Raw genomic sequence first — 26,352 nt, 5'->3', positions numbered from 1 at the left:
TGGAAGTGATGCGGCGTGGCTTCAGTCGAGAATGCGCAGGATCGCCTCGGCCGAGGCGAGCGCGGCGCCATCATGGCGTCCCGTCTTGCCGGCGATGCGGATACCCTGCAGGTAGCAGAAGACGGCAAGCGCGGCGCCGGACGCATCCACATGCCCGGCGATCGATCCGTCCGCCTGGCCCTCGCGGATGAAACCCTCGATCCGCTCCACGAGCCGGGCATTGTGGCCCCCGACGCGCTGGGCGACCTCCTCGTCGAAGAGGGTGAGCTCGACTGCGGCTCCGATGGCGAGGCAGCCGCGCCGCCCCGTCTCGCCGCAGGCAGCTTCGGCGTAGAAGCGCACAACGGTGGCAACGCGCGCGCGGCCGCTGGACGCCTGCGAGAGCCTGGCGTCGAGAAGTGCGGCGCGCACCGCCTTGTAGCGGTCGAAGGCGGCGAGGAAGACCGTGCGCTTGTCCTTGAAGGCCTTGTAGATGCTGCCTGCCGTCAGCCCCATGGCATCCTTCAGTTCGGAAATCGACGTTCCGTGATAGCCGCGTTCCGAAAACACCAGGATGGCGGCATCGAGTGCCTCATCGAGATCGAACTCGCGCGGACGTCCGGGGGCGCGGGAAGGCGGCGTGGAAAGGGTGTCGGCGATCATTGGGCACGGACCATATTTGGAAACGATCGTTTCCAAATAGTCCAGGAACTGGCCAACGTCAACTCCTGCAATTTCCGGGAGGCATGGTGCGGCCACCCGGATTATTCGCGGAAGCGACGGAACGCACCGCCGCGAACGCGGTTAGCCTATTGTACCAACCAGAAAGACGGAGGCAGACCATGACGAAGAGCGATGTGAAGGAAGCCGTGAAGCGCGCGGAGAAGCAGGTGGAGAACACCAGCGCCGGCGGCCATCTCGGCGGCACGCATTTCGGCCAGGCGCCGGATGGAAAGACGTCTTCCACGAATACGAACGTTGGCAGCAACCGCCCCAACACCGGCGCCTGACCCATCAGGCATGAGAATCAGGAAAGGCCCCGCTGCGTGCGGGGTCTTTTTGTCGCTCCGGCGTTTGCGCTGGATCAATCCGGGCGCAGCCGGCGGGGACTAGCGAGTCGGGCATCGTCGCCCCCAGGGGATGGAGTGGTTCGGTGTTCAGATTGATGGTCCAGGCCATACTGTCGACTGCGGGCCTAGGAACGGCGTCCATGGCAGCGAGCCAGGACGCGGCGCTTCCTGCTCCCGTGCTGGCCGGAGCGCTGGTCGCCTTGGCTGCGGCAGCCGTATTCATCTGGTTCGGGCCGCACTTGTGGCGGCAGCTGATGACGCGCAGGTCCGAGAAAGGCGCCAGCCGTCAGCGCAGGGCGGCGTTAGGCGCGACCACCGCAGGTGTAGACAGATCTTCCGCCAGGTAGATGCGTGCAGAGGACGACCCGTCGTCCATCGTTGCGGCGAGGAAGCCACCACCGGCAAGTGCAGCAAGCATGAACAACACTGTTGTGCCCAGGCCGCCTTTGGCCTGGCGCGAGGTATGGTGGTACGCCATGGAAGTTTCTCCGATCTGATATCGCGTCAACGGATGATGGCGCTTTGCAGTTCCCTCGGTTCTTCCTGAAAAGGAGATGGCGCTAATAAAAGAAGCCCCGTCATGCGGGGCTTCCAGAGTGCTTGGCTGCTGGTCGGTCTAGAGCGCGCCGGCCCGCTGCTGGATCATCATGAAGGTGTCGTAGCTGTATTCGGCCACCTGCGCCCAGAGATAGGCATCCTTCTTGAACGCCAGCTGGCTGTCGTAGAGCGTCTTGAACGACGGGCTCTTCTCCGACAGTTCTGCATAGGTTTCCATGGCTGCCTTGTAGCAGGCTTCCATGATTTCCTGGCTGAACGGCTTCAGGATGGCGCCATCGGCCACCAACTGCTTCAGGGCCACCGCGTTGCGCGCGTCATAGTTGGCCAGCATGTTGTTGTTGGCGGACGCGCAGGCATTGGCGAGGATCTGCTGATAGCTCTTCGGCAGTGCGTTGAACTTCTCCAGGTTGAAGAAGGCGTGCATGGCCGGGCCGCCTTCCCACCATGCGGGGTAGTAATAGTACTTGGCGACCTTCTGGAAGCCGAGCTTCTGGTCGTCATAGGGACCGACGAACTCGGTGGCGTCGATCGTACCCTTTTCCAGCGCCGGATAGACATCGCCCGCGGCGATCTGCTGCGGCGTCACGCCGACCTTCTGCAGGATCTGGCCGGCCAGACCGGCAATTCGCATCTTGAGGCCCTGGAGATCCTCGAGCGTGTTGATTTCCTTGCGGAACCAGCCGCCCATCTGGGTGCCGCTGTTGCCGGCGGGCAGGGCATAGAGGCCGCGCGGCGCGAGGAACTCGTTGATCAGGTCATTGCCGCCACCGGCCGTGAACCAGGCATTGGTCATGCGGGCGTTGAGGCCAAAGGGAATGGCGGTGCCCAGCGCAAAGGCCGGATCCTGGCCGATGTAGTAGTAGGAACAGGTATGCGCCATCTCGACGGTGCCGTTGGCGACCGCATCGGCGGCCTGCAGGCCGGGCACGATCTCGCCGGCGGCAAAGATCTGGATGGTGAACTGGCCGTCCGTGGCGTTCTTGACGCTGTCGGCGATCTCGTTGGCGGCGCCGAAGATGATGTCGAGGTTCTTGGGAAACGAGGAGGTGAGGCGCCAGGTGATCGCCGGGCGATCCTGCGCCAGCGCAGGGGCTGCAAGCGGCAGCACGGCGGCTGCTCCGGCGCCGGCCGTGGCGGCCTGCCGTAGGAAGTTTCGACGGTTCATGGGGTCCTCCTCGGATGGGTTGTGCGGTTCTCGCTGACGGTATTACGGACTTGGCACGCGATGCGGCAAGCGGAATCATCTGCCGCGCCTTCGACCAAGGGAGGCAAAACTTGGGTGAAGGAGCCGACGACCGCCGGCTCCTTCCGGAATGGACTTAGAGGTTGCCGTTACGCTGCTGGATCATCATGAAGGTGTCGTAGCTGTATTCGGCGATCTGCGACCAGAGATAGGCATCCTTCTTGAAGGCCTGCTGGCTGTCGTAGATCTTCTTGAAGGCCGGGTTCGTAGCCGAGATTTGGGCGTAGGTCTCAAGCGCGGCCTTGTAGCAGATGTCGAGGATTTCCTGGCTGAAGGGGCGCAGGATGGCGCCTTCGGCAACGAGCTCGCGCAGGGCGACCGGGTTCTGGGCGTCGTAGCGTTCCAGCATGCTGGCGCTTCCGGCGGCGCAGGCGTCCTGCAGCATGCGCTTGTAGTTCTCCGGCAGGCCGTTGAACTTTTCGAGGTTGACGAAGGCGTGAACCGCCGGGCCGCCTTCCCACCATGCCGGGTAGTAGTAGTACTTGGCGACCTTGTGGAAGCCGAGCTTCTGGTCGTCATAGGGGCCGACGAATTCGGTGGCGTCGATGGTGCCCTTCTCGAGCGCCGCATAGACGTCGCCGCCGGCGATCTGCTGTGGCGTCACGCCGACCTTGCTCATCACCTGGCCCGTGAGGCCGGCGATGCGCATCTTCAGGCCTTTCAGGTCGTCGATGGTGTTGATTTCCTTGCGGAACCAGCCGCCCATCTGGGCGCCGGTGTTGCCGAGCAGGATGGAGTGAATGTTGTAGCCGGCGAGGAATTCGTTCAGCAGCTCGTTGCCGCCGGCCTGGTTGAACCAGGCATTCGTCTGGCGCGCATTGAGGCCGAAGGGAACCGAGGTGCCGAGCGCGAAGGTCGGGTCCTTGCCGACATAGTAATAGGAGCAGGTATGGGCCATCTCGACCGTGCCCGAGGAGACGGCATCGGCCGCCTGCAGCGCAGGAACGATTTCGCCGCCGGCGAAATGCTGGATCGTGAAGTTGCCGCCGGATGCTTCCCGGACATGGTCGGCGACGATCTGGCCGGCACCGAACAGGATATCGAGGCCCTTGGTGAAGGAGGAGGTCATGCGCCAGGTGATCTTCGGGTTTTCCTGCGCGATGGCGGGCGCTGCAAGGGTCGCCGCGGCCGCGACGCCGACGCCGGCAGTGCCGGCCTGACGGATAAATGTTCTGCGGTTCATGGAAGGCATGCCTTTCTGAATGGATGCACGGCTCTCGCCGTCACTGCGGCCTTCTAATTCGATCATTTCAGGAACAGCAAGGGAAAAATGACTTTGATTGCGTCGCGGATCGCTTCCGCTTTCGCTTTGTTTCACGCGCCGACACGGGTCTCGCCCCTGCAACTTGCCCCCGTCGCGGCCCTTGAAGTTCCGGCGCAAATAGATAGATTAGAATAATTCTAAGCTCTGGAGCATCCGATGATTGCCGCTCTTTTTCCCTCCCGCCGCCGCCGCCCGTTCGATACCCTCAGCGAGGAGGAGATCCTTGCGCTCGCCATCGGTGCCGAGGAGGAGGACGCCCGCATCTATCAGGCCTATGCCGAAAATCTCCGCGAACAATATCCGGGCTCTGCGAAGGTCTTCGAGGACATGGCCGAGGTCGAGCAGACCCACAAGAACATGCTGATCGAGATGTTCCGAACCCGCTTCGGCGAGCGCATCCCGCTGATCCGGCGCGAGCATGTGGACGGCTTCTACGTCCGGCAGCCCGACTGGCTGGTGAAGAACCTGCCGCTCGACAAGATCCGGGCCCAGACCGAGGCGATGGAAGACCAGGCCCATCGCTTCTATACGCTCGCCGCCAGTCGCGTCGGCGATGCTTCGACCCGGCGATTGCTCGGGGACCTGGCGCTCGCCGAACAGGGTCACGGAGAGATCGCCCGTGCTCTGGGGGAAAAGCATGTCGGCGAGGAGGGCAGGGCGGAAGAGGACGAGACCGCACACCGCCAGTTCGTGCTGACCTATGTACAGCCGGGGCTGGCCGGGCTCATGGACGGCTCCGTCTCGACGCTGGCCCCGATCTTCGCCGCGGCCTTTGCCACGCAGGACACCTGGTCCACCTTCCTGATCGGCCTGTCGGCCTCCGTCGGTGCGGGTATTTCCATGGGGTTCACGGAGGCTGCCCACGACGACGGCAAGCTCTCCGGTCGCGGCTCGCCGCTGAAGCGCGGGCTTGCCTCCGGCATCATGACGACCGTCGGCGGCCTGGGGCACGCGCTGCCCTATCTCATTCCGCACTTCTGGACGGCGACGCTTCTCGCCGGCCTCGTCGTCTTCGTGGAACTCTGGGCGATCGCCTTCATCCAGAACCGCTACATGGAGACGCCCTTCCTGCGTGCGGTGATGCAGGTGGTGTTCGGCGGCTCGCTGGTGCTGGCGGCCGGCATCATCATCGGCCACGGATGAGGCCGGGTGCCGTGTAAAAAAAGGCGGGCAATGCCCGCCTTTCGGATTCTCGACCTCTGCCGCTCAGCTCAGCGCAGCGCGCCGACGACCACGTCGCGGCCGTTCTCGATGCTGACCCAGCGGCCGGTGTTGAAGGAGGCCTGGCGCTTCAGGAAGGTGTAGGAGGTCTGGTACCAGGGCTTCACCTCGTTATCGAGGTTGTCGAGGACGAAGTCGCCCTGTTCGGTGCGGACCGTCAGGACGGCATGTCCCTCGCCGTCCGGCTTGCGCACCACGGTGATCAGCAGATCGGCCAGCGAGAAGCCCTTGGCGGCAAGCTCGCGGCGCTTCAGGAGAGCGAAGTCCTCGCAGTCGCCGACATCCTTCGGATAGGCCCAGACCTCTTCCCGCCCATAGATGTCCTTGTCGGTCATCGCATGGATCCTGCCGTTCACGGAGGAATTGATCTTCTTCAGGAGAGCCCAGCCATGCGGCGTCAGCTTCGGTGCCGGCCTGGAAGCAAGGCGTTGGTTGCACTCCGCCGGAAAGGCGCGGCAGAACTCGTAGTGCCCGATCGGCTGAGACGTTACCGACCCGGTGACCATACTGGTCAACGCTTGAGGCGCCGGGATTGCCGCGGTGGTAGGCGCAAGTATAGCTAGCAGGAACACGGCTAAGTGCCGAGCCTTCAAGGTGTATTGCATGGACCCGTCCCTTCAAGTCTTAACAAAACGTTAAGGTGCTTGGGGCGGGACTGTCAATCGATCAACTTTTAGCGACCTGCTTCAACTTTGAATATGGTTAAAGGTGGTGCATTTTAGCCTCAGCTTATTTTTTAGTCATGATTGACGAGGGATCCAACCGCGGCGAGCATCCTGTCGATATCCTGGGGTCTCGAAAGCCGGTGGTCGCCATCGCGGATCAGCGTCACCACGACATCCTCGGCCGGCAGGAATTCGACCAGCTTCAGCGCATGCCGGTAGGGGACATCGGCGTCCTGCATGCCCTGGAGGATATGGACCGGGCATCCGGTTTCGATGATGCCTGTAAGAACCTGGTTTCTCCGCCCGTCTTCGAGAAGGTCCCGGGTAAAGATATTCGGCTCGGGGCTGTATTCGGACAGCTCTTCGAAATGTCCCTGTTCGGCAAGCGCCCGGCGTTGCGCGTCGGTCAGATGCGGCTCGATGAGCTCGGACGTGAAGTCCGGCGCCGGCGCGATCAGCACGAGCCCCGCGAGATGCGGGCCTGTGGCTCGCTGCCGAAGCTCCTGGGCAAGGCGGAGCGCGATCCAGCCGCCCATCGAAGATCCCACGAGAACGATGCGCTCCGGCTTCAGGTGGTCGAGAACCGCGATGGTCTCCTCCAGCCACCGCGAGATCGTGCCCTGGCGGAAGTCGCCGCCGGAGGCGCCGTGTCCGGAATAGTCGAAGCGGATGGCGCCGAGCCCTTGGCGTGCCGCAAAGGCATCCATCTCGGCCGCCTTCGTGCCGGTCATGTCGGACCGGTAGCCGCCGAGCCACACGAGCACGGGTGCGGAGGTTCCGGCCGACGGTGGCCGGTAGAGGATGGCGATCGTCCGTTCATCCCCGGCGCCGCCGACGGTGACGCTCTTCTCTTGTGGTGGCGTGGCCGCGGACAGATCCGTCATGGTATGCTCCTTTGCTGATGCCGGGCTTATAAAACAGATTCTTATCCCGCGGCAGCAGGTGATTTTTCTGCGGGACTGTGCTATTGACAACGCCGTCGTGATTACGACATTGCCGATGCCCGCTGAAACGCCGGGCATTTGGCCGAAATTTACGGAAACAGCCTAGGAGAATACGACCATTCGCAGACCGTTCAAAGCCGATGCCCCCGTCAAGGATGGGCCGCGCTCAAACCGGGATATCCGGATTCCGAAGGTTCAGCTGATCGACGCCGAGGGCAATAACCTCGGACCGGTCGCGACAGAAGAAGCTTTGAGGATGGCCGAGGAGGCCGGGCTGGATCTCGTTGAGATCTCCCCCAACTCGGAGCCGCCGGTATGCAAGATCCTTGATCTGGGCAAACTGAAGTACGCCAACCAGAAGAAGGCGGCCGAAGCGCGCAAGAAGCAGAAGATCGTCGAGATCAAAGAGATCAAGATGCGCCCGAACATCGACACCCACGACTACGAGGTGAAGATGAAAGCGATGAATCGTTTCTTTGACGAAGGCGACAAGGTCCGTGTGACGCTGCGCTTCCGCGGTCGCGAAATGGCCCACCAGGAGCTCGGCATGAAGCTCCTGCAGCAGGTCAAGGAAGACACCAACGAGATCGCCAAGGTGGAAGCCGAGCCCAAGCTCGAAGGCCGTCAGATGATGATGGTGCTGGCGCCGCGGTAAAAACCGCCGCCTGAGGTCTTCTCGAAGCCGTCCGCAGGGGCGGCTTTGACGTTTCTGGCCGACGCCTTTTTGCCAGGCTGACAGGATGCTGACAGGAACGCTCAGCGGTCTGTCAGCGGCACTTTGGCATTCTGCCCTCTGCACAACAGAGCAGAAGGCGAAGATCATGAAAACCAACCTTTCACGCAGACTCCTGGCGTCCGTGGGTGCGCTCGCGGTCACACTCTCTCTCCCAGCTATCCAGTCGCTCGACCCGGACCACTTCTCGGCTTCCGCATTTGCCCGGGATGGCAGTGACGATGGCGGCGGCTCGGACAGCCGCGGGGACGACGGCAGCGGCTCCGGCCGCGGCGACGACAATGACGATGATGGCGGCCGAGGCGACGACAACAGTGGTCGAGGCGGTCACGACGACAGCGACGATGACGATGACGACCATGGCGGTCGAGGCGGCCACGACGACGATGACGACGATGGCCGGGATGATGACGATGACGACGACTCTGGCGATCGCCATGGCGGCCGTGGCGATGACAATCGCCCCGAAGTGACCCTCTCAGTGTCCGAAGAGAGCCTGACCGGACTGCTCGACGGCTCGCTGGCCGCCGTGGACCAGCTGGGCCGGCGCCTCGAGGTGGAAATCGAGCTCGAGCATGGAACTCGCACGGTGGTGGCGCATCCGCACCGCGGCGATTTCGCCCGCAACCCCGGTGGGATTACCGCAGTCAACATCGTCTCTGCCGCCGCGCGGTAGCGGACGGGGTGGCACTTCACCCAGCTCATGGGGGCAAGACCTATGTTGAGGTCTTGCCCTTTGACTCTTCGCGGGGAAGGTTTTGATGTAAGTTCCCGATTGCGGACGAATGGATGGATCTGGAAGTGCAATGAACACTGGCCGTCGTTCCCTGATGACGATCCTGATGCTTGCGGTGGCATTTGCTGCAGCCGGCCCGATCGTTCACCGTGCCGATGCCAAGGATGGTGGCAGTGACGACGGCGGAGGAAGCGATTCCTCCGGCAGCGGCTCGTCCGGCTCCAGCTCCGGCAGCGGGAGCGACAATTCCGGTTCGGGTTCCGGCGGCGATCATGACGATGACGGTGACAGCGACAACAGCGGCCGTGGGAATGATCACGACGACGATGATGATGATGATGATGATGACAATAATGACGACGGCCGCGATGACGATGACGATGATGGCCACGGGCGAAACGGCCGGGATGCAGACTATGACCGGGCACGCGATGCGGTCCGTGACGGCGAAATCCTTCCGCTGAGGACAGTCCTCGAGCGTATCGATGCACAGCGCTACGGGCGGGTAATCGACGTGACGCTGAAACGGTCCCTGTCCAGCGACGTATATCAGGTGAAAGTTCGCGACACGGCGGGGGCGATCAGGACGCTGCGGGTGAATGCCCGCAATGGCGCTTTGCTGGGAGGCTGAGGACGATGCGCATCCTGCTGGCGGAGGACGACCCCAATATCTCCGGCCATGTGGTCGAAAAACTCACGCGCGAAGGCTACCAGGTCGACGTCTTTCCGAGCGGGCCGGACGTGTGGGAGGAGGGGGAGACCGGCGATTATTCCGCCATCATCCTGGATCTCGGGTTGCCGGGCATGGACGGGCTCTCCATCCTGAAGCGATGGCGTGGGGCAGGCATCAATACGCCTGTTCTCGTGCTCACCGCGCGGGGCTCCTGGATGGAGCGTGTCGACGGCTTCGATGCCGGCGCCGATGACTATCTCCCGAAGCCCTTTCGGACCGAGGAATTGCTGGCCCGGCTGCGGGCGCTTCTGCGCCGCGCCGGCGCGGCGACGGCCCGCGTCACCTCCACCGAGCGGTTCACGCTCGACGAAGGCGCCCGGCGGGTGACATTCGACGGGCGCGAACTCGACCTCAGCCCGCTGGAGTACCGGATGATTGCGCTTCTCATGGGCCGGCCGGGTGAGGTCTTCAGTCCCGCGGAGCTCGCCAGCCAGGTTCAGGGTCGCGACGATGATGCGGCCAAGAATGCCGTGGAGGCCATGGTCGCGCGCTTGCGAAAGAAGACGGATGCCGACGCCATCGAGACCCGTCGGGGTTTCGGCTATGTCCTTCCGGAGCGACGGACGTGATCCATTCGCTGCACTTTCGCCTGGCGGCCGGAGCGCTTGTCGCGATCGCACTCTCGCTGACGCTTGTCTGGGCGGTGCTCAGCCATCTGTTCACGGATTATCTGGCCGCCCAGTATTCCGGCGAGATGACCTCGGTCATGGATTCCCTGGCGGCGCAGCTCACCGTGGAGAATGGCGTCCTCCGCCTGCGGAACGAGCCCGCCGACGCGCGGTTCCAGATCCCCGCCGGCAGCCGCTACTGGCAGATTTCGCGGGATGGCGATGTGGCTCCCCTGCGGTCCCGGTCCCTGTGGGACACGGAATTCGCTGCGGCCGATTTGTCCAGCGACCAGTATTACGGGTTCCGGGAAACCCTTGGGCCGGACGGTTCGCCGGTCCTCGTCTCGATGAAGACGATGACCCTGGGCGACGACCCCGCCGCGACGGACTTCGTCGTCTACGCCGGCTTTTCCAGGAGCGAGATGGAGACGGCTCTCGAAAGCTATCACAATCCGCTGCGTCTGATGCTTCTCTCCACGGGTGGCGTGCTCGTCCTTGCGGCATTCCTGCAGGGCTGGATCGGGTTGAGGCCGCTGGTGCGGTTGAGGGATCGCGTGGCCGACGTGCGTGCCGGACGGGCGGCACATATCGGCACGGAAGGACCAAGCGAGGTCAAGCCGCTGGTCCGGGAGATCAACCTTCTCCTGAACGAGCGGGAGACGGCGATCTCGCGGGCGCGCGCGCGTGCGAGCGACCTCGCCCACGGCCTGAAGACGCCGCTGACCGTGCTGTCGCATCTGGTCGAAGCGCTGCCCGAGGAAGGCCGCAGCACGGCCCTTCAGCAGATCGAGCTTGTCCGGCAGCGTGCCGACCGCCAGTTGCAGGCGGCTCGAATGGGCGTGGAGCAGATGGCCACGACCTCGCTGCTCGGCATCTGCGGAAAGCTCGTCAGCGTGCTGACCCCGTTCACGCAGGAGAAGGGGGTGGACTGGCATCTGGCGATCGATCCGTCGCTGACGGTCCAGGCGGATCCGGCCGACATTGCGGAAGCCCTGGGAAATGTGCTGGACAACGCGGTCCGCTTTGCCGGAAAGCGCATAGAGGTTTCGGCGGATCGCACGCTGGACAACGTCGTGCTGATCGTCAGCGACGACGGGCCGGGCGCGGCGCCTGAGTGCTACGATATGATGTTGAAGCGTGGGGTCAGGATCAGCGAGGCAACCGCGGGCTCCGGCCTCGGGCTTGCCATCTCCGGAGACATCCTGAAGGCCTATGGCGGCGGGCTTGATCTCTCCGCTTCGCGATGGGGTGGGCTCCAGGTGAAGCTGTGGCTTCCGGCGACGGCTGCGCGCGCATCGGCGATCACGTAGCAGATATGCGCACCACCCGTTGCGCTTTTCTCCGACTGCGGTTATAAGCGCGCGTCCGAACGGTCCGGCAGGGCATGCCGAGGCCGTTCTAAATGCTGGAAATAGGCGTCGTCTGCCAGTTTCTCTGAAGAAGAATGGAGTAGCAAAATGCCCAAGATGAAGACGAAGTCCTCCGCCAAGAAGCGGTTCAAGATCACGGCGACCGGCAAGGTCGTCGCAGCAGCCGCCGGCAAGCGCCACGGCATGATCAAGCGGTCCAACAAGTTCATCCGCGATGCACGCGGCACGATGGTCCTCGCCGAACCAGACGGCAAGAAGGTCATCAAGAACTACCTGCCGAACGGTCTCTGAGACTCTTCGCTTTTTGGATCATTTAAGGAGATCATGACATGGCACGCGTAAAACGTGGCGTAACTTCCCGCGCCAAGCACACCAAGACCCTCAAGGCAGCCAAGGGCTTCTACGGCCGCCGCAAGAACACCATCCGCGCCGCAAAGGCCGCGGTGGATCGTTCGCGCCAGTTCGCCACCCGCGACCGCAAGGTCAAGAAGCGCAACTTCCGCGCCCTGTGGATCCAGCGTATCAACGCTGCCGTCCGCGAATCCGGCCTCACCTACGGCCGCTTCATCGACGGCCTCAACAAGGCTGGCATCCAGGTCGACCGCAAGGTCCTGTCCGACATGGCCATCCATGAGCCGGCAGCCTTCGGCGCGCTGGTGGAAGCCTCCAAGAAGGCTCTCGAGTACCTCAAGGACGCCGGCACGACCAACGAGTTTGCAAGCGCGGTTAAGTAACCAGCGCTTCCCAGGCATCTTTGCTTTATTGACTTTGGGAAACCCGCGCTGGTCTCGGCTGGCGCGGGTTTTTCTTTTGCCCGTCACGGCGTGCCGCTAGGAAAGACGTCGATCATCATACGGAAGAGACCATGTCCGATCTGGAACACCTGAAAACATCGCTTCTGGCGGAGATTTCCGCGGCCGGTGACGAGACGGCGATCGAGGCCGTGCGCGTATCCGCCCTTGGCAAGAAGGGGTCCGTATCGGAGCTCCTGAAGACGCTGGGAAGCATGAGTGCCGAGGAGCGCCAGAGCCGCGGCGCCGCCATCAACGCGCTGAAGACCGAGATCACCGAGGCGATCAACGCGCGCAAGACGGTGCTGAAGGATGCGGCGATCGACGCGCGGCTGAAGGCAGAAACGGTGGATGTCTCGCTGCCGGTGCGTTCCTCGCCCGCCGAGCGCGGCCGCATCCATCCGATCAGCCAGATCGTCGACGAGATCACCGCCGTCTTTGCCGACATGGGCTTCTCGATCGCCGAAGGGCCGGATATCGAGACCGACTACTACAACTTCACGGCGCTGAACTTCCCGGAGGGCCATCCGGCCCGCGAGATGCACGACACCTTCTTCTTCCAGCCCGACGAGAACGGCGAGCGCAAGGTTCTGCGCACCCACACCTCGCCGGTGCAGGTGCGCACCATGGAAGCCCAGAAGCCGCCGATCCGCATCGTCATTCCCGGCAAGACCTACCGGCAGGACTCCGACGCCACCCATTCGCCGATGTTTCATCAGGTCGAAGGGCTGGTCGTCGACAAGAAGAGCCATGTCGGCCACATGCGCTGGATCCTCGAGGAATTCTGCAAGACCTTCTTCGAGGTCGACAGCGTGACGATGCGCTTCCGCCCGTCCTTCTTCCCCTTCACCGAACCCTCGTTCGAGGTCGACATCCAGTGCGACCGCTCGGGGCCGATCGTGAAGTTCGGCGAAGGCTCCGACTGGATGGAAATCCTCGGCTGCGGCATGGTCCACCCGAACGTGCTGCGCGCCGGCGGGCTCGATCCCGATGAATACCAGGGCTTTGCCTGGGGCATGGGTCTCGACCGCATCGCCATGCTGAAATACGGCATGCCGGACCTGCGCGACTTCTTCAACGCCGACGTCCGCTGGATGAACCACTATGGCTTCCGCCCGCTCGACATGCCGACGCTGTTCGGCGGCCTGAGCGCTTAAAGGGGAGATGACGAGATGAAATTCACACTCTCCTGGCTGAAGGATCATCTGGATACGGAGGCCACGCTCGATGAGATCTGCACGCGCCTGACTTCGATCGGGCTCGAGGTCGAGGATGTCGACGACAAGGCGGCCTACAAGCCCTTCGTCATCGCCAAGGTGGTTTCGGCGGAACCGCACCCGCAGGCGGACCGCCTGAAGGTGCTGATGGTCGATACGGGTGACGGCAAGCCGGTGCAGGTGGTTTGCGGCGCCCCCAACGCCCGCGCCGGCCTCGTCGGCGCACTGGCGCGGCCGGGCACCTATGTGCCGGGCATCGACGTGACGCTTGCCGTCGGCAACATCCGCGGCGTCGAAAGCCACGGCATGATGTGCTCCGAAAAAGAGCTCGACATGTCCGACAATCATGACGGCATCATCGACCTGCCCGAGGATGCGCCGGTCGGCACGGCGTTTGCGACCTATGCCGGCCTCGACGATCCGGTCATCGAGATCAACCTGACGCCGAACCGGCCGGACTGCACCTCGATCTACGGCATCGCCCGCGATCTCGCCGCCTCCGGCCTTGGCACGCTGAAGAGCCGTGCCGCACCCTCGTTTGCCGTCGAGGGCGAGACCCCGGTGGACCTGAAGATCATCCTCGACGACCCGCGGCTCTGCCCGGGCTTCGGCCTGCGCCTCGTGCGCGGCGTCAAGAACGGCCCAAGCCCGGCCTGGATGCAGCGGCGCCTGAAGGCGATCGGCCTTCGTCCGATCAATGCGCTGGTCGACATCACCAACTACATGACCTTCGACCAGGGCCGGCCGATGCACGTCTTCGACGCCGCCAAGGTCAAGGGCGACCTGACCGTGCGCCGGGCGCTCGCCGGCGAGACGGTTCTGGCGCTCGATCAGCGGGAATACAAGCTGACCCCGAACAACGTGGTGATCGCCGACGACAACGGCGTGGAATCCATCGGCGGCGTCATGGGCGGCGAGCATTCCGGCTGCGACGAGAACACCACCGACGTGCTGATCGAATCGGCGCTCTGGGACCCCATCAACATCGCCAAGACCGGCCGCTCTCTCGGCATCATCACCGACGCCCGCTACCGCTTCGAACGCGGCGTCGATCCGCAGTACATGGTGCCGGGCCTGGAGCGCACCACGGAACTGGTGCTTGAGCTGTGCGGCGGTACGGCTGCCGAGGCGAAGATCGTCGGCGACAAGGGGCACCAGCCGAAAGTGGTCGATTTCCCGACCGCCGAGGTCAGGCGCCTGACGGGCCTCGACGTCTCGGCCGAGGAAAGCCGCGAGATCCTCGTCCGCCTCGGCTTCGGGGTCGCCGGCGAAGGCAGCCGCTTCTCCGTCACGGTGCCGTCCTGGCGCCCGGACATCGACGGCAAGGCCGATCTCGTCGAAGAAGTGATGCGCATCCACGGTGTCGACCAGATCACGCCGGAGCCGATCGAGAACCTCGGCGCCGTCAACACCCGCATCCTGACCACGCTGCAGATCCGTACCCGCACCGCCAAGCGCGCACTGGCTGCCCGCGGCATGCTGGAGGCGGTCACCTGGTCCTTCATCCCGGAAGATCAGGCGAAGCTCTTCGGCGGTGGCGCCCCATCGCTGAAGCTCGCCAATCCGATTGCGGCGGACATGTCCGACATGCGGCCGTCGCTGCTGCCGGGCCTGCTGACAGCCGCCCAGCGCAACGCCGACAAGGGGTTCGGCGACGTGGCGATCTTCGAGGTCTCCGGCACCTATGAGAACGACAGGCCGGAAGGCCAGCGGCGTGTCGCCGGCGGCGTGCGCCGCGGCACAGCCTCCATCAATGGCGCCGGACGCCTCTGGTCCAACGGCACCCGGGGCGGCGGCAAGCCGGTCGATGTCTTCGACGCCAAGGCCGATGCGCTGGCCGTGCTAGAGGCCTGCGGACTGCCGATGGGCAATGTCCAGGTCGAGGCGGGTGCGCCCGGCTGGTATCATCCGGGCCGCTCCGGCACGATCAAGATGGGGCCTAAGGTGGTGCTCGGCTATTTCGGCGAGTTCCATCCGAAGACTCTGGGTGCGCTCGATGTCTCCGGTACCCTCTGCGGCTTCGAGGTCTATCTCGACGCCATGCCGGAGCCGAAGAAGAAGGCGACGCGCACCAAGCCCGGGCTCGAACTCTCGCCCTTCCAGGTGGTCAAGCGCGACTTCGCCTTCGTCGTCGACAGCCAGGTGGAAGCGGGTGCAATCATCAAGGCCGCCACCAGCGCCGACCGCAAGCTGATCGCCGGCGTCAACGTCTTCGACGTCTTCGAGGGCGCCTCGCTCGGGGAGGGCCGCAAGTCGGTGGCCATCGAGGTGTTGATCCAGCCGGTTGACAAGACCCTGACCGACGAGGACTTCGAGGCGCTGACGACCAAGATAGTCGGCAATGTCGAGAAGACCACCGGAGGCGTGCTGCGCGCCTGACGCTGAAACGATAACGGGTGGTGCGCCACCCGGTCCCAAGATAGCCTGTCCCTCTGGGGCAGGCTTTTTTGTGGGGCGAAGACATGCGCACACCGCAGTCGATGAAGGGGCTGGAGGAGCTTGGGCGGGTCCGGCTGTCGCAGAACTTCTTCTTTCGCGATTTCCTGTTTTCCGAGATTGCCGCCGTCTACAACATCCCCAATGTCCCGGACGATCCCGATCTGGCGATCGAGGCGGGGCGACGGCTTTGCGGGGAATTGCTGGAGCCTTTGCAGGCGACCTTCGGCCGTCTGCATCTGCGTTCCGGGTACCGGGCGGCAGCGGTCAACGCGTTCGGAAATCGCAAGGGATTGAACTGCGCCACGAATGCCGCCTCGGCTGCCGATCATATCTGGGACATGCGTGACGCCGACGGCTGCATGGGCGCCACGGCCTGCATCGTCGTGCCGTGGCTGATCGACCGGCACAAGGAAGAGGGCGGCTGGCAGGCGATGGCCTGGTGGATCCACGACCACCTGCCCTATGCCTCGCTCTGCTTCTTTCCCAAGCTCTGGGCCTTCAACATCCAGTGGCACGAGCGGCCGGTGCGCCGGATCATGAGCTATGCGCAGCCGCGCGGCCTCCTGACCAAGCCGGGGATGGCCAACCACGAAGGCGGTCATTCTCGGCTTTACGAGGGCTTTCCCCTGGAAGTCGGCGGCTAGGGGTGCAGGTAGTAGAGCTTGTTGACGATCATCCAGCGGCCGTCCGTCTTGAGCAGCGACAGGTGATCGGAAAAGCGCATGCCGGCAAATTCGTCGACCACCTTCACGGTAGCGACATCCCCCGTCACGTCGAGCGCCTCGATCTGGATCAGGGGCTGCATGCCCGCCGGGGCAGGGCCTTCGCCGGCGACCGCGGCGATGAATTCGTCGAGCGAAAGCCACTCGACGGCGCCGTCGTAATTGCCGACGATGCAGGCTTTCGGGTGAAACGCCTTCCGCAGCGCACCCTCATGCGCAAAGGTCATGCCGTCCACATAGAGGTGGACGACGGATTGGACTGCCTGCTGGTCTGACATGCCCGCTCCCTCCTGACCGCAGTATAGCGGGCCGCGGCAAACAGTCCAGCAGGCGCTTGAACTAGAGTTTCAGTTTGCTCTTCAGCGCGTCGATGCGTTTCGAGGCTTCCGCCTTGGAAAGATCCTCGGCAAATGCGCCCGGCTCATGCGCCTGCTCCGACAGCGTCTTCAGATAGGACCCTTGAGCGCCGGTCATCGGCTCGTCGCCGCTCACCCAGTCTTCCGGATCCTTTTCCGTGTTCGACTGCGGTTCGGCATCTGTCTTCGGATTGTGTTGATCAGTCATAGGGACCTCGCTTTCTGTTCACCAAACGTTCCGGCCTCCATTCCGTTCCTTGGAGGGGAACGGAACAGTGAGAGCGGATTGTCAGGCGGAGCCGCGCTGCGGCATCTCGATCTCCTCCTTCACCTCCCGCTTCAGCTGTTCGCGGGGTGAGCCGGATGCTTCCGTCCCGGAAGGATCCGCCGGCGCATCGTCGAGAGCGGCAGTTCCGCCGCTGTCGTCGGGAATGCCGCCGCCCGTCTGGGCGATGGTGTCGTTGCGTGGCCGGTCGTTCGTGCCGGTTGTGATCTTCTTGTCGTCGTCCATGGTCTGCCTCCTGTTACGGTGACAGAACCAGTGGCGCCGCCGTTTGTGCCAGCGGCGCCGTAAAAGCATGCCGTGCTAGCGGTTGGTCATCGCGGCGACGGCGTCGGAATAGCGTTTGCCGGAGAACTTCTCCGGCGCCAGAAGCTCGCCCAAGGTCGTGATTTCTTCCGGCGTCAGGGAGATGTCCGTGGCGGCGATATTCTGCTCCAGGTGCGGGATCTTGCGGGCGCCGGGAATGGGGACGATGAAATCGCCGCGATGCAGCACCCAGGCGAGCGCCAGCTGCGCCGCCGTCACGCCCTTCTCCTCCGCCATCTCCTGCAGCAGTTTCACCAGCGAGGCATTGGCCGCCATGTTCTCGGCGGAGAAGCGCGGCAGCGTCGTGCGGAAATCGTCCGCGCCGAAATCTTCCGGCTTCTGCACCTTGCCGGTGAGAAAGCCGCGGCCGAGCGGCGAGAATGGCACGAAGCCGATGCCGAGTTCGCGGCAGGTGTCGAGGATCTCGCCTTCGGGATCACGCGTCCACAGCGAATATTCGCTCTGGAGCGCCGAGACCGGATGCACCGCATGCGCCCGCCGCAGCGTCGCGGCACTGGCTTCCGAAAGGCCAATGGCGCGCACCTTCCCCTCCTTCACGAGATCCGCCAGCGCGCCGACCGTCTCCTCGATCGGCACGTCGGGGTCGACCCGGTGCTGGTAGAAGAGATCGATGACCTCGACACCGAGCCGCTTCAGCGAGGCGTCCGCCACTGCGCGCACATGCTCCGGGCGGCTGTCGGTGCCGGAGGGGCGTGCAGCCTTTGCCTCATCGCCGATGGTGAAGCCGAACTTCGTGGCGATCATCACCTTGTCGCGGTAAGGCTTCAGTCCCTTGCCGACGAGAATTTCGTTGGCGAAGGGGCCGTAGACCTCCGCCGTGTCGAAGAAGTTGACGCCGAGCTCCACGGCGCGGTGCAGGGTGCGGATCGCGTCCGCCTCCTCCTGGCCGCCATAGCCGTGGCTCATGCCCATGCAGCCGAGGCCGATGGCGGAAACGGTGAGATGCGGGCCAAGCTGTCTGGTCTTCATGACGTTCTCCTTGCTCAGAATTCGATGCGGTAGCGGATATGGCCGTCGGTCTCGACATAGCTGTCGTAGAGCTTGCGGGCCGTCCGGTTGTCTTCGGCCGTGTGCCAGTAGAGGCGCGACCAGTTGTTCTGGCGGCAGAGGGCGACGAGGTCGTCGAGAAGCGCCCGGCCGACGCCCCGCCCGCGTGCGGAAGCATCGACGAACAGATCCTCGAGATAGCAGTCGAGGGTCTCGATCCAGGTGCCTTCATGGGTCAGCGACAGGCTGAAACCCACGACCTGCCCATCGAGCTCCGCCACCCGCATGAAGATGGCCGAACGATCGCCGATCGCTTTCGTCCAAGTCCCATCGGTGATCGCCGGGTCGAGTGTGAGCTCATAGAAGGCAAGGTAGTCTCCCCAGAGTTCGCGCCATCGGGTTTCATCCTCCGGCCGCGCGGCGCGAACGGTTACGGCTGTCGTCTCCGCCATGCCTTACGCTCCCGCCTCGTCGAGACGCTTCATCTGCCCCTCCGACAGCGTCAGATTGCCGGCGGCGATCATCGTCTCCAGCTGCGACAGGCTGGTGGCGCTGGCGATCGGCGCGGTAAGGGCAGGCTTGGCGATCAGCCAGGCCAGCGCGATGCTGGCCGGTGCCGCACCGGTCTCGGCGGCGACTTCGTCCAGCGCCGCCAGCACGCGGAAGCCCTTGTCGTTCAGATAATCGCCGACCCGGTAGCCGCGCGACGAACCCTCGATGTCTTCCTTCTTCCGGTACTTGCCGGTGAGGAAGCCGGCGGCGAGCGCATAATAGCTGATGACGCCGATCTCCTCGCGCATGCAGAGGTCCGCCAGCGGTCCCTCGAACTTGTTGCGCGTGTAGAGATTGTATTCGGGCTGCACTACGTCATAGCGCGGCAGGCCATCGCGGGCGGCGACGTCGAGTGCTTCCTGCAACTGTCCTGCGTCGAAGTTCGAGCAGCCGATCGCCCGCACCTTGCCCTCGTCCTTCAACCGGGCAAGCGCGCCAAGCGTCTCCTCATGCGCCACCGCGTCGTCCGGCTTGTGGGAGAGATAGAGGTCGACGTAGTCGGTGCCGAGCCGCTTCAACGATGCCTCCACCGCCTCCGCAATCCATTTCGCCGAAAGACCGGTCTTGCGGCCGTCGTTGTCGAAGCCGACCTTGGTGACGATCACGGCCTTGTCGCGGGAGACGGTGCCGCGCTTCAGCCATTTGCCGATGATGGTCTCGCTCTCGCCGCCTTCATGCCCGTCGACCCAGGCGGAATAGACGTCTGCGGTATCGATCGTGTTCAAGCCGGCGTCGAAGAAGCGGTCAAGCAGGTCGAAGGACGTCTTCTCGTCGGCCGTCCAGCCGAACACATTGCCGCCGAACACGATCGGCGCGACGGAAAGGCCGGTACGGCCGAGGGGACGCTGTTCCATGATATCTCCAGAGATGATGCGGCGAATGCCGATCTGCCGAATGTATGGTCTCGGCGGCATCTGTCAAAGCATCATTGCGGATGGAATGTCCTTCGTGCACCTGCTCCGTTGCATCAACAGAGGCACGACCATATGGTGCGGCGGCAATTCAGGTCAGGGAGAGAAGCATGTTGCGTTTTGGAATTCTGTCGACGGCGAAGATCGGCAAGGATGCGGTCGTTCCGGCAATCCAGGATGCCGAGAACTGCGTGGTGACGGCGGTCGCCAGCCGCGACCTCGCCAAGGCACGCGCCATGGCGGATCGTTTTTCGGTGCCGCACGCCTTCGGCTCCTACGAGGAGATGCTCGCCTCCGACGTCATCGATGCCGTCTACATCCCGCTGCCGACGAGCCAGCATGTGGAATGGTCGATCAAGGCGGCGGACGCCGGCAAGCATGTGCTGTCGGAAAAGCCGATTGCCCTCAAGGCCGAGGAAATCGAGACGCTGATCGCTGCCCGCGACCGCAACAAGGTGCTGATCTCGGAAGCCTTCATGGTCACCTATGCGCCGGTCTGGCTGAAGGTGCGCGAACTCCTCGCCGAGGGCGCGATCGGCCGGCTGCGCCACGTCCAGGGAGCCTTCACCTATTTCAACCGCGATGCCGCCAACATGCGCAACATTCCGGAACTGGGCGGTGGCGCGCTGCCGGACATCGGCGTCTATCCGACGATCACCACCCGCTTCGTCACCGGCCAGGAGCCGCTGCGTATCCAGGCCGTGACCGAGCGCGATGCCGACTTCGGCACCGACATCTATTCGAGCGTCAAGGCGGATTTCGGCGGGTTCGAGATGAGCTTCTACATCGCCACCCAGATGGCCAACCGGCAGGTCATGGTCTTCCACGGCACCGAAGGCTTCATCGAGGTGAAGTCGCCCTTCAATGCCGACCGCTGGGGCGCCGAGGAGATCGAGCTCACCAACCAGAAGCATACGGAATCGCAGATCTTCCGCTTCCAGGACAGCCGCCAGTACCGCCGCCAGGCGGAAGCCTTTGCGCGCGCGGTTGCCGGCGAAAAGGTCGAGGTCGTCACGCTCGAAAACTCGCTGAAGAACCAGAAATTCATCGACGCGATCTACCGCGCCAGCGAGCACGACGGCTGGGAAATAGTCTAGCGCCGGAAGACGAAGCGCGAATAGCCGAAGAAACTGTAGGCCATGGCGGCGAGCGAGGCGAGAACGATCGCCGCCACCGGCTGCAATTCAGGCAGCCGGTAGATCAGCGCGGAATAGATGCCATAGTTGACGAGGGCGGCAGTAATGCCGACCGCCCAATAGCGGAAGCCCTCGGCGAGAACCGAGGAGGATGACCGGCCGAAGGTGAAGGTGCGGTTGAGGAACCATGTTGCTGCCATGGCCATCGTGATGGCCGGAACGCGGGCGACGAACGGCCCCGCAGGCGTCAGCGTGATCAGCATCTGCGTGAGACCGGCGTCGACGGCAAACCCGGTCCCGCCTGCCAGGAGGAACCAGATCAGTCTCCTCATGCCGCGTCTGCGCCGCGTGCAGTTTCGGTAGGGCCAGGCGGCTCGGCGCGCTCGGTGCCGGCGACCCGCGCAAGGCTCATATAGTACAGGCGCAGCTGTTCGTTGCGGGCACGCGAGACGGAGTCGAGGATCAGCCCGGCCGTGAACACCAGAAGCGCCACCATCATCAGCGCCATCGACGATATCCATGTCGGCACGAGGGTTACGAAGCCGGTCTGGAAGTATTCCGCCAGCACCGGCAGCATGAAGGCGACGCTGGTCGCCATGATCGCCGCGCTGATCATCCCGAAGAAGGCGAAGGGGCGGGTCTCCTTCATCAGCATGGCAAACATCCAGAGGATCTTCCAGCCGTCCCGAAAGGTCGAGAGCTTCGAGTGCGACCCTTCCGGCCGGCGGCCGTAATGCAGCTCGATCTCGCTGACGGGAAGTTTCAGCCGCGATGCGTGTACCGACATTTCGGTTTCGATCTCAAACCCGCCCGAAACGGCCGGGAAGCTCTTCACGAAGCGGCGCGAGAAGGCACGGTAGCCGGAAAAGATGTCGGTGAAGTCGCGGCCGAAGATCGTCCGGTAGAGAAGGTTGAAGACGCGGTTGCCGGCGGCATGCCCCTGGCGGCCGGCATCGGCCAGCACGCCGCGGCGGGTCCCGACCACCATGTCGGCGCGCTCGGTCAGCAGCGTGCGGATCAGTTCCTCGGCGTCGGCGGGCACATAGGTCCCGTCGCCATCGGCCATCACGTAGATGTCGGCGTCGATGTCGGCAAACATCCGCCGTACGACGTGGCCTTTGCCCTGTCGGCGCTCGCGCACCACATGCGCGCCGGCCAGCATCGCCTTCAGCGCTGTGCCGTCGGTGGAATTGTTGTCGTAGACGTAGACGCGCGCCGTCGGCAGTGCCGCACGGAAGCCCGCCACCACGTCGGCAATGGTGGCCGCCTCGTTGTAGCAGGGCAGCAGGACGGCGATGTCGAGAGAGCCGGCGATCATGATTTTCACTCGCTACCTGGAAAATCGGCGCAGGATTTCGACCGGCGCAACGGCTTTACTATTTCTTGGGAAGGTTAAGGCTAGGTTTCCGGGACCCGGAAAACAAAAGCAATATCATGATGACACATGCCACGGGCGCGAGCCTCCAGGAGAGCCGGCCGGAGCGTCGGCCGCTTTCAAGCCGGCTCTGGCTGCTGGCGATCCTCTATGCCCTGGTGACGGCAGCAGTCCTTCTGGCGATGTTCATCCCGTCCGCCACCGATTACGTCGGCAGCGACAACGACGACATCATGCGTCTCGTCGAGGTGCGCGACCTGCTCGCTGGCCAGGGCTGGTTCGACCTGATGCAGTACCGCCTCGGGCTCGAGGGCGGAACGCCGATGCACTGGTCGCGGCTCGTCGACCTGCCGATCGCGCTTCTCGTCCGCTTCGCCGCGCTGTTCCTGCCGCAGGTCCAGGCAGAGGCCGTGGCGCTGACGATCTGGCCGCTGCTGCTGATCCCGCTTCTCCTCTATCCTCTGGGCCTGGCGGCGCGACGCCTGGGCGGTCCCGGGGCCATGCACATCGGGATGGGCCTCGGCTGCCTGTTTGCCTTCACCAGCATCCGCTTCCACCCCGGCGCCATCGATCATCACAATCTGCAGCTGGTGCTGGCGATCTGGGTGGCGGCAATGCTCGTTGATCCTCAACGTCGCCGGTCGAGCTATGCGGCGGCCGGTGCTGCCTGTGCGCTGGCGGTTGCCATCGGTGCGGAGACGGTTCCCTTCGTCGCGGCCGCCTGCGCGGTCGTCGCGCTGCAGTGGATCTGGCATGGGCTGGATGCAGCCCGTCCGGTCCGCGCCTTCGGCCTGTCGCTGACGCTGGTGATTTCCGCCGCCTTCTTTCTGACGGTGCCGCCGCAATCCTACGGCGTTGTCACCTGTGACAGCCTGTCCCTTGGTTTCTATGCTCTCTCCGCCACCGGCGGCCTGCTGCTCTCCCTGGCGACATGGCTGCCCTACACGGCCACGCTGCAGATGCGGATGGTGGTGGGCGTAGTGATTGCCGCAATGCTGCTCGTTGCGGCAAGCGTGATTGCACCGCAATGCCTGGCCAGCCCGCTGGCGGGCCTTGACCCGATGCTGGTCCAGCTGTGGCTGGGCGCGGTCACCGAGGCGCAATCTCTCTGGCAGATCCTGCTCCGGGATCCGGCCAGTATCGGCGGCTTCTATGCGGTCGGGCTCCTGGCACTCGCCGTCTGCTTCTTCCGCGCCCTTGGCGACGAGGAGCGGGAGGCACACCTCGTCCTGCTTCTGCTGATTGCCGTGAACTGGGGGATCTCGCTCGTCCAGGTGCGCGGCTTTGCCTTCGCCAACCTCCTCGCCATCCTGCCGCTGGCGCTGCTGATCAGCGACCTTCGTCACAGGTCGCAGAAAGAGCCCGAGAATGCCAATCTGGCCTTTGCCTATGTGGCGACGGTCCTGGCGGCCGTTCCGGCCGTCTGGGCTCTCGGTGGAGCGTTGATCGCCAAGGGGCTGGAGGAGCCGATCGGCCTGCAGACCATGACGCAGGATACCGGCTCGCAGGAAAAGGGCGAATGCTCGAACGAGGCGGATCTGGCGCTGCTCGCCCAGATGCCGGCAGGCCTGGTCGCGGCACCCTCCAATAGCGGCGCCGAAATCCTCCGGTTCACGCCGCATCGGGTGCTGTCGGCCCCCTATCACCGCAACCAGGGCGGCATGCTGACGGAACTGCACATCGGCCTCGCGCCGCCTCAGGAGGCCCGCGCCTTCCTCGCCGGTGCGGGAGTGACGCTCCTGGCCTTCTGCGAGACGGATCCGCAGACGAAGATGCTGATCGACATGAAGAGCGACGGGCTCTACGCCGCCCTGTCGCGCAACGAGGTGCCATCCTTCCTGAAGCCGCTGGGCGGGCCCGAAGGCGGCTTTCGGCTCTTCCAGGTCGTGTCGGACGGTTGACGGTGGAGACGCTAGATCAGGCGCAGCCGCTGGGCGACGAAGAGCCCGGCGATCAGATTGATCAGCCCGACATTGTAGCCGATGAGGGCGATGCCGAGCTTGCCGAACGGCCAGAGGCCGCCGGAGAGGGCACCGGCCGCGACGAAGGCGATGACGATGAGCACCGCAACCAGCGCAATGGAGAACGCCGAGCGGAGCAGCCCCGCACACGTCCCCAGCAGTACGGCAGTCAGAAACAACACCTTTACGCCCTCGCCTGAATAGATGTGGCGATTGTATGGGCGGCTTCCTAAGATTCCCTTTCATCCGGATTACGGTGTCGAAGGTCCGGTAAATGAACTGTTGCCATTGCTGTGGCGAAGCGGAGGGAGACGATCTCAGCCTGCATGAGGAACGGCCTTTGCCTGTAGTGCGTCCCCCGACATCCTGAAGGGCCAGACGACAAGTGCCTCGTAACGGCCGTCGGCAAAGCTGCCAGTGCCATCCCGTCCGAGATAGGTCTCGCTGCGGTCGGCGTCCATGGCCGCGGCGAGCGTCATGACGTTGCCGCCGTTATAACAGCCGGCCTTGGTCGACGGATCAAAGGCAATGGCGCATCCGCTGGCGACCATCGGCTGCGTCAGGCCGGATGTGACGGTCAGCGGCGTCTCGCTGCCGACCAGCAGGCTGGTTCCCTCTGCGTCGAAGCCGAGCATACGGGTGGAGGGACCTCCGATCAGCCGGCCATTTGTGCCGCTCAGTCCGCGCGCCTGGACGAGCAGGCTGGCCTGCGCAAGCTGGAGAAGGGATTCGCCAGCCGCCGACAGCCGGCAGCGATCCGCCGCCCGGGTCGCGGCAGAAGCTGCCGTGGGGATGTAGGCGGTGGCAAAGGGAGAGGCTTCGATCTGCATGCCGCCGAAGTAGTTGCCGCTCTGGTCGTCATTGCGGTTTGCATGCGCATTGACCGAGACGGTATCGCCGGTTGCCGACGTGGCCAGGAAGGTGAAGGACAGGCGGCAGATCCCGTCACTCAGATGCTTAACTCGAATATCCGATGGCAGGTTGCGTTGGCCATTCCCCGGTACCGAGATGTGAGCGGCGGACAGCGGAATTTCCGGCGCCGGCCAGTTGATCTGGACGGCGCTCTGCCACACGGCGTCCGTGCTGTTGTAGAGCCCGAACCAGGACAGGCCGCCGTTTCCCTGCTTCAGGAACATGGAAACGGCGTAGCGCGTGCCGTCCACAAGGCTGACCGGCTGCTGCAGGCCGCCGAAGACATCGCCCGTCCGGCGCACGGCTTCCAGCACGAGGCTGCCGCACGTGACGGTCTGGCCGGGGAGGCTGGAGGAGGCCTTGATCCAGACCGAAGCCGCAAGCGTTTGCGAATGGAGCAGCAGGTTGGTCGCAGGCCGCTCCAGCAGGAGAGCCCCCGTTCCGTCGCTCCAGTCGAACCGCGGCTCGTCCGTCGACGCCAGAACGACCTTGCCGGAAGCATCCACAAAGGTTGCTCCGCTGGCGCGGGTGAAGGCGAAGAGGTCGGCAAAGCTGAGTGGCTGCAACTGCGCAAGGATCTCGGGTGTTGCTGTGGCGATGGCAGCCGTGGCCGCGGATGTCTGGGCAAAGCGCCGCCGGCGGAAGTCGGCAATGAAGGCGGCGCCGATCGGCGGGCCGCCGTCCTGCGGGAGCGCGGTATAGGCCGGCTGGCGGTACCAGGCGGAGCGCCCGAAGGCGGCGGAGGGGAGACCGAGAGAGAGGCCGAGCATCAGACGAGACCCACGAGATTGGCGGCGCTGGTACCGGTGGCGAAGACCCGGCTTGCCCGCAGCGGCAACAGGCTCCCAGGCGAGACGGCGGCAAAGGTCAGCGTCTCCCCGGTCAGCATCCGCACGGTGAGATCGCCGCCGCTGCCGACATAGAGCGCTCGCGTCGGCTCCGGCAGGTCGGTGGTGTCATTGGGGGTGACGGCGAAGCCGGACGCGGCGGGGCCGGACAGCGAGGCTTGGACATTGGCAAAACGATCGGGCATGGCGGCATCTCCACAAGGTTATGAGGAGAGATTGTCGCGGTCTGCTGCAGGCTGAGGACGAAACCGGCGAGTTTTTTTGACAGTGGCCATAGGTCAATCCGTCTCGCCATGGCCGGCTGAAGGTAAGAACGGCAGGAGGAACAGAGGCTTGACCATTCTAGCTTCGCGGGAGGCGAACGATTGCACCGTGGATTCGAGACGGCGGCCAGCATTTTTTGGTTGGAGT

Annotated in this window: 32 protein-coding genes; 14 read left to right on the top strand and 18 right to left on the bottom strand. The window is 64.2% G+C overall.

Annotated features, from left to right (window positions below; translation table 11 throughout):
• Positions 1-21: 21 nt before the first annotated feature.
• Entirely contained in the window at positions 22-642 is a 621-nt protein-coding gene (locus EO99_RS0122100) for a TetR/AcrR family transcriptional regulator (RefSeq protein WP_029620744.1), read from the bottom strand.
• A gap of 179 nt (positions 643-821) precedes the next feature.
• Here EO99_RS0122100 and EO99_RS28035 point away from each other — a divergent pair, with 179 nt between their 5' ends.
• The gene (locus EO99_RS28035; protein ID WP_173425157.1) at positions 822-989 is read left to right on the top strand and encodes a hypothetical protein; all 168 of its coding nucleotides are present in this window, start codon (positions 822-824) and stop codon (positions 987-989) included.
• Between the two features lie 346 nt (positions 990-1,335).
• On the opposite strand, the gene EO99_RS27680 is transcribed toward EO99_RS28035, so the two are convergent.
• The 3 genes from EO99_RS27680 to EO99_RS0122080 all read right to left on the bottom strand — a co-directional run bounded on the left by EO99_RS27680 (position 1,336) and on the right by EO99_RS0122080 (position 4,033).
• Positions 1,336-1,527, bottom strand: coding sequence for a hypothetical protein (locus tag EO99_RS27680; RefSeq protein ID WP_156034952.1), 192 nt, complete (start codon positions 1,525-1,527; stop codon positions 1,336-1,338).
• Positions 1,528-1,665: 138 nt separating this feature from the next.
• On the bottom strand, positions 1,666-2,772 hold the full coding sequence (locus EO99_RS0122085) for a TRAP transporter substrate-binding protein (protein ID WP_029620742.1): 1,107 nt from the start codon (positions 2,770-2,772) through the stop codon (positions 1,666-1,668).
• 154 nt (positions 2,773-2,926) lie between these two features.
• Positions 2,927-4,033 carry a TRAP transporter substrate-binding protein gene (locus tag EO99_RS0122080; protein WP_029620741.1) on the bottom strand — a complete coding sequence of 369 codons (1,107 nt, stop codon included), beginning with the start codon at positions 4,031-4,033 and terminating at the stop codon, positions 2,927-2,929.
• Between the two features lie 237 nt (positions 4,034-4,270).
• On the opposite strand from EO99_RS0122080, the gene mbfA reads away from it, so the two are divergent.
• Complete coding sequence (mbfA, locus tag EO99_RS0122075) at positions 4,271-5,257, top strand: iron exporter MbfA (RefSeq protein ID WP_029620740.1); 987 nt, start codon at positions 4,271-4,273, stop codon at positions 5,255-5,257.
• A 68-nt stretch (positions 5,258-5,325) separates the two neighbouring features.
• On the opposite strand, the gene EO99_RS0122070 is transcribed toward mbfA, so the two are convergent.
• Both EO99_RS0122070 and EO99_RS0122065 read right to left on the bottom strand, forming a co-directional pair.
• The gene (locus tag EO99_RS0122070) at positions 5,326-5,940 is read right to left on the bottom strand and encodes a transglutaminase-like cysteine peptidase (protein ID WP_081852164.1); all 615 of its coding nucleotides are present in this window, start codon (positions 5,938-5,940) and stop codon (positions 5,326-5,328) included.
• Between the two features lie 131 nt (positions 5,941-6,071).
• Positions 6,072-6,884 carry an alpha/beta hydrolase gene (locus EO99_RS0122065; protein ID WP_029620738.1) on the bottom strand — a complete coding sequence of 271 codons (813 nt, stop codon included), beginning with the start codon at positions 6,882-6,884 and terminating at the stop codon, positions 6,072-6,074.
• Between the two features lie 178 nt (positions 6,885-7,062).
• Here EO99_RS0122065 and infC point away from each other — a divergent pair, with 178 nt between their 5' ends.
• On the top strand, positions 7,063-7,599 hold the full coding sequence (infC, locus tag EO99_RS0122055; protein WP_077067148.1) for a translation initiation factor IF-3: 537 nt from the start codon (positions 7,063-7,065) through the stop codon (positions 7,597-7,599).
• A 181-nt stretch (positions 7,600-7,780) separates the two neighbouring features.
• Here the strand turns inward: infC and EO99_RS28375 are convergent, their stop codons facing one another.
• Positions 7,781-8,116 carry a hypothetical protein gene (locus tag EO99_RS28375; RefSeq protein WP_029620736.1) on the bottom strand — a complete coding sequence of 112 codons (336 nt, stop codon included), beginning with the start codon at positions 8,114-8,116 and terminating at the stop codon, positions 7,781-7,783.
• 30 nt (positions 8,117-8,146) lie between these two features.
• On the opposite strand from EO99_RS28375, the gene EO99_RS28370 reads away from it, so the two are divergent.
• The 9 genes from EO99_RS28370 to EO99_RS0122005 all read left to right on the top strand — a co-directional run bounded on the left by EO99_RS28370 (position 8,147) and on the right by EO99_RS0122005 (position 16,215).
• Positions 8,147-8,353, top strand: coding sequence for a hypothetical protein (locus EO99_RS28370; protein ID WP_235776905.1), 207 nt, complete (start codon positions 8,147-8,149; stop codon positions 8,351-8,353).
• Between the two features lie 130 nt (positions 8,354-8,483).
• The gene (locus EO99_RS0122040; RefSeq protein ID WP_029620734.1) at positions 8,484-9,044 is read left to right on the top strand and encodes a PepSY domain-containing protein; all 561 of its coding nucleotides are present in this window, start codon (positions 8,484-8,486) and stop codon (positions 9,042-9,044) included.
• A gap of 5 nt (positions 9,045-9,049) precedes the next feature.
• Positions 9,050-9,715, top strand: a complete 666-nt coding sequence (locus EO99_RS0122035; RefSeq protein WP_029620733.1) for a response regulator transcription factor — start codon at positions 9,050-9,052, stop codon at positions 9,713-9,715.
• Entirely contained in the window at positions 9,712-11,064 is a 1,353-nt protein-coding gene (locus EO99_RS0122030) for an ATP-binding protein (protein WP_029620732.1), read from the top strand. Before EO99_RS0122035 ends, EO99_RS0122030 begins: the two co-directional genes overlap by 4 nt.
• Before the next feature lie 147 nt (positions 11,065-11,211).
• On the top strand, positions 11,212-11,415 hold the full coding sequence (rpmI, locus tag EO99_RS0122025) for a 50S ribosomal protein L35 (protein ID WP_029620731.1): 204 nt from the start codon (positions 11,212-11,214) through the stop codon (positions 11,413-11,415).
• 38 nt (positions 11,416-11,453) lie between these two features.
• Positions 11,454-11,858 carry a 50S ribosomal protein L20 gene (gene rplT, locus EO99_RS0122020; protein WP_029620730.1) on the top strand — a complete coding sequence of 135 codons (405 nt, stop codon included), beginning with the start codon at positions 11,454-11,456 and terminating at the stop codon, positions 11,856-11,858.
• Positions 11,859-11,989: 131 nt separating this feature from the next.
• A complete protein-coding gene (gene pheS / locus EO99_RS0122015) occupies positions 11,990-13,072 on the top strand; it encodes a phenylalanine--tRNA ligase subunit alpha (RefSeq protein ID WP_029620729.1) in 1,083 nt (360 codons plus the stop codon).
• Between the two features lie 15 nt (positions 13,073-13,087).
• A complete protein-coding gene (gene pheT / locus EO99_RS0122010) occupies positions 13,088-15,511 on the top strand; it encodes a phenylalanine--tRNA ligase subunit beta (protein WP_029620728.1) in 2,424 nt (807 codons plus the stop codon).
• 83 nt (positions 15,512-15,594) lie between these two features.
• A complete protein-coding gene (locus EO99_RS0122005) occupies positions 15,595-16,215 on the top strand; it encodes a hypothetical protein (protein ID WP_029620727.1) in 621 nt (206 codons plus the stop codon).
• On the opposite strand, the gene EO99_RS0122000 is transcribed toward EO99_RS0122005, so the two are convergent.
• The 6 genes from EO99_RS0122000 to EO99_RS0121975 all read right to left on the bottom strand — a co-directional run bounded on the left by EO99_RS0122000 (position 16,212) and on the right by EO99_RS0121975 (position 19,652).
• Positions 16,212-16,571, bottom strand: a complete 360-nt coding sequence (locus EO99_RS0122000) for a nuclear transport factor 2 family protein (protein WP_029620726.1) — start codon at positions 16,569-16,571, stop codon at positions 16,212-16,214. The genes EO99_RS0122005 and EO99_RS0122000 overlap by 4 nt on opposite strands.
• Before the next feature lie 61 nt (positions 16,572-16,632).
• Positions 16,633-16,857 (bottom strand): DUF3072 domain-containing protein, encoded by a 225-nt coding sequence (locus EO99_RS0121995; protein WP_029620725.1) that lies wholly within the window; start codon positions 16,855-16,857, stop codon positions 16,633-16,635.
• An 81-nt stretch (positions 16,858-16,938) separates the two neighbouring features.
• Positions 16,939-17,160, bottom strand: coding sequence for a hypothetical protein (locus tag EO99_RS0121990; protein ID WP_029620724.1), 222 nt, complete (start codon positions 17,158-17,160; stop codon positions 16,939-16,941).
• Between the two features lie 75 nt (positions 17,161-17,235).
• Positions 17,236-18,228 (bottom strand): aldo/keto reductase, encoded by a 993-nt coding sequence (locus EO99_RS0121985; protein WP_029620723.1) that lies wholly within the window; start codon positions 18,226-18,228, stop codon positions 17,236-17,238.
• Positions 18,229-18,242: 14 nt separating this feature from the next.
• A complete protein-coding gene (locus EO99_RS0121980) occupies positions 18,243-18,698 on the bottom strand; it encodes a GNAT family N-acetyltransferase (protein WP_029620722.1) in 456 nt (151 codons plus the stop codon).
• A gap of 3 nt (positions 18,699-18,701) precedes the next feature.
• A complete protein-coding gene (locus EO99_RS0121975) occupies positions 18,702-19,652 on the bottom strand; it encodes an aldo/keto reductase (RefSeq protein ID WP_029620721.1) in 951 nt (316 codons plus the stop codon).
• A gap of 167 nt (positions 19,653-19,819) precedes the next feature.
• Here EO99_RS0121975 and EO99_RS0121970 point away from each other — a divergent pair, with 167 nt between their 5' ends.
• Positions 19,820-20,806: a Gfo/Idh/MocA family protein gene (locus EO99_RS0121970; protein ID WP_029620720.1), complete on the top strand. Its 987-nt coding sequence runs from the start codon at positions 19,820-19,822 to the stop codon at positions 20,804-20,806.
• Here EO99_RS0121970 and EO99_RS0121965 read toward each other — a convergent pair.
• Both EO99_RS0121965 and EO99_RS0121960 read right to left on the bottom strand, forming a co-directional pair.
• Positions 20,803-21,177 carry a GtrA family protein gene (locus EO99_RS0121965; protein ID WP_029620719.1) on the bottom strand — a complete coding sequence of 125 codons (375 nt, stop codon included), beginning with the start codon at positions 21,175-21,177 and terminating at the stop codon, positions 20,803-20,805. The genes EO99_RS0121970 and EO99_RS0121965 overlap by 4 nt on opposite strands.
• Positions 21,174-22,163, bottom strand: coding sequence for a glycosyltransferase (locus EO99_RS0121960; RefSeq protein WP_029620718.1), 990 nt, complete (start codon positions 22,161-22,163; stop codon positions 21,174-21,176). The genes EO99_RS0121965 and EO99_RS0121960 overlap by 4 nt, the downstream gene beginning before the upstream one ends.
• A gap of 116 nt (positions 22,164-22,279) precedes the next feature.
• On the opposite strand from EO99_RS0121960, the gene EO99_RS0121955 reads away from it, so the two are divergent.
• Entirely contained in the window at positions 22,280-24,121 is a 1,842-nt protein-coding gene (locus EO99_RS0121955) for a hypothetical protein (protein ID WP_037112707.1), read from the top strand.
• Between the two features lie 11 nt (positions 24,122-24,132).
• On the opposite strand, the gene EO99_RS0121950 is transcribed toward EO99_RS0121955, so the two are convergent.
• The 3 genes from EO99_RS0121950 to EO99_RS0121940 all read right to left on the bottom strand — a co-directional run bounded on the left by EO99_RS0121950 (position 24,133) and on the right by EO99_RS0121940 (position 26,126).
• Positions 24,133-24,363 (bottom strand): hypothetical protein, encoded by a 231-nt coding sequence (locus tag EO99_RS0121950; protein ID WP_029620716.1) that lies wholly within the window; start codon positions 24,361-24,363, stop codon positions 24,133-24,135.
• A gap of 135 nt (positions 24,364-24,498) precedes the next feature.
• On the bottom strand, positions 24,499-25,863 hold the full coding sequence (locus EO99_RS0121945; protein WP_029620715.1) for a phage head spike fiber domain-containing protein: 1,365 nt from the start codon (positions 25,861-25,863) through the stop codon (positions 24,499-24,501).
• Positions 25,863-26,126, bottom strand: coding sequence for a spike base protein, RCAP_Rcc01079 family (locus EO99_RS0121940; protein WP_029620714.1), 264 nt, complete (start codon positions 26,124-26,126; stop codon positions 25,863-25,865). Before EO99_RS0121940 ends, EO99_RS0121945 begins: the two co-directional genes overlap by 1 nt.
• Positions 26,127-26,352: the final 226 nt, after the last annotated feature.

Origin of the sequence: Pseudorhizobium marinum (assembly GCF_000705355.1) — a bacterium.
GTDB classification, from domain to species: Bacteria; Pseudomonadota; Alphaproteobacteria; order Rhizobiales; family Rhizobiaceae; genus Neorhizobium; species Neorhizobium pelagicum.
This window is presented reverse-complemented; position numbering and strand designations above follow the sequence as displayed.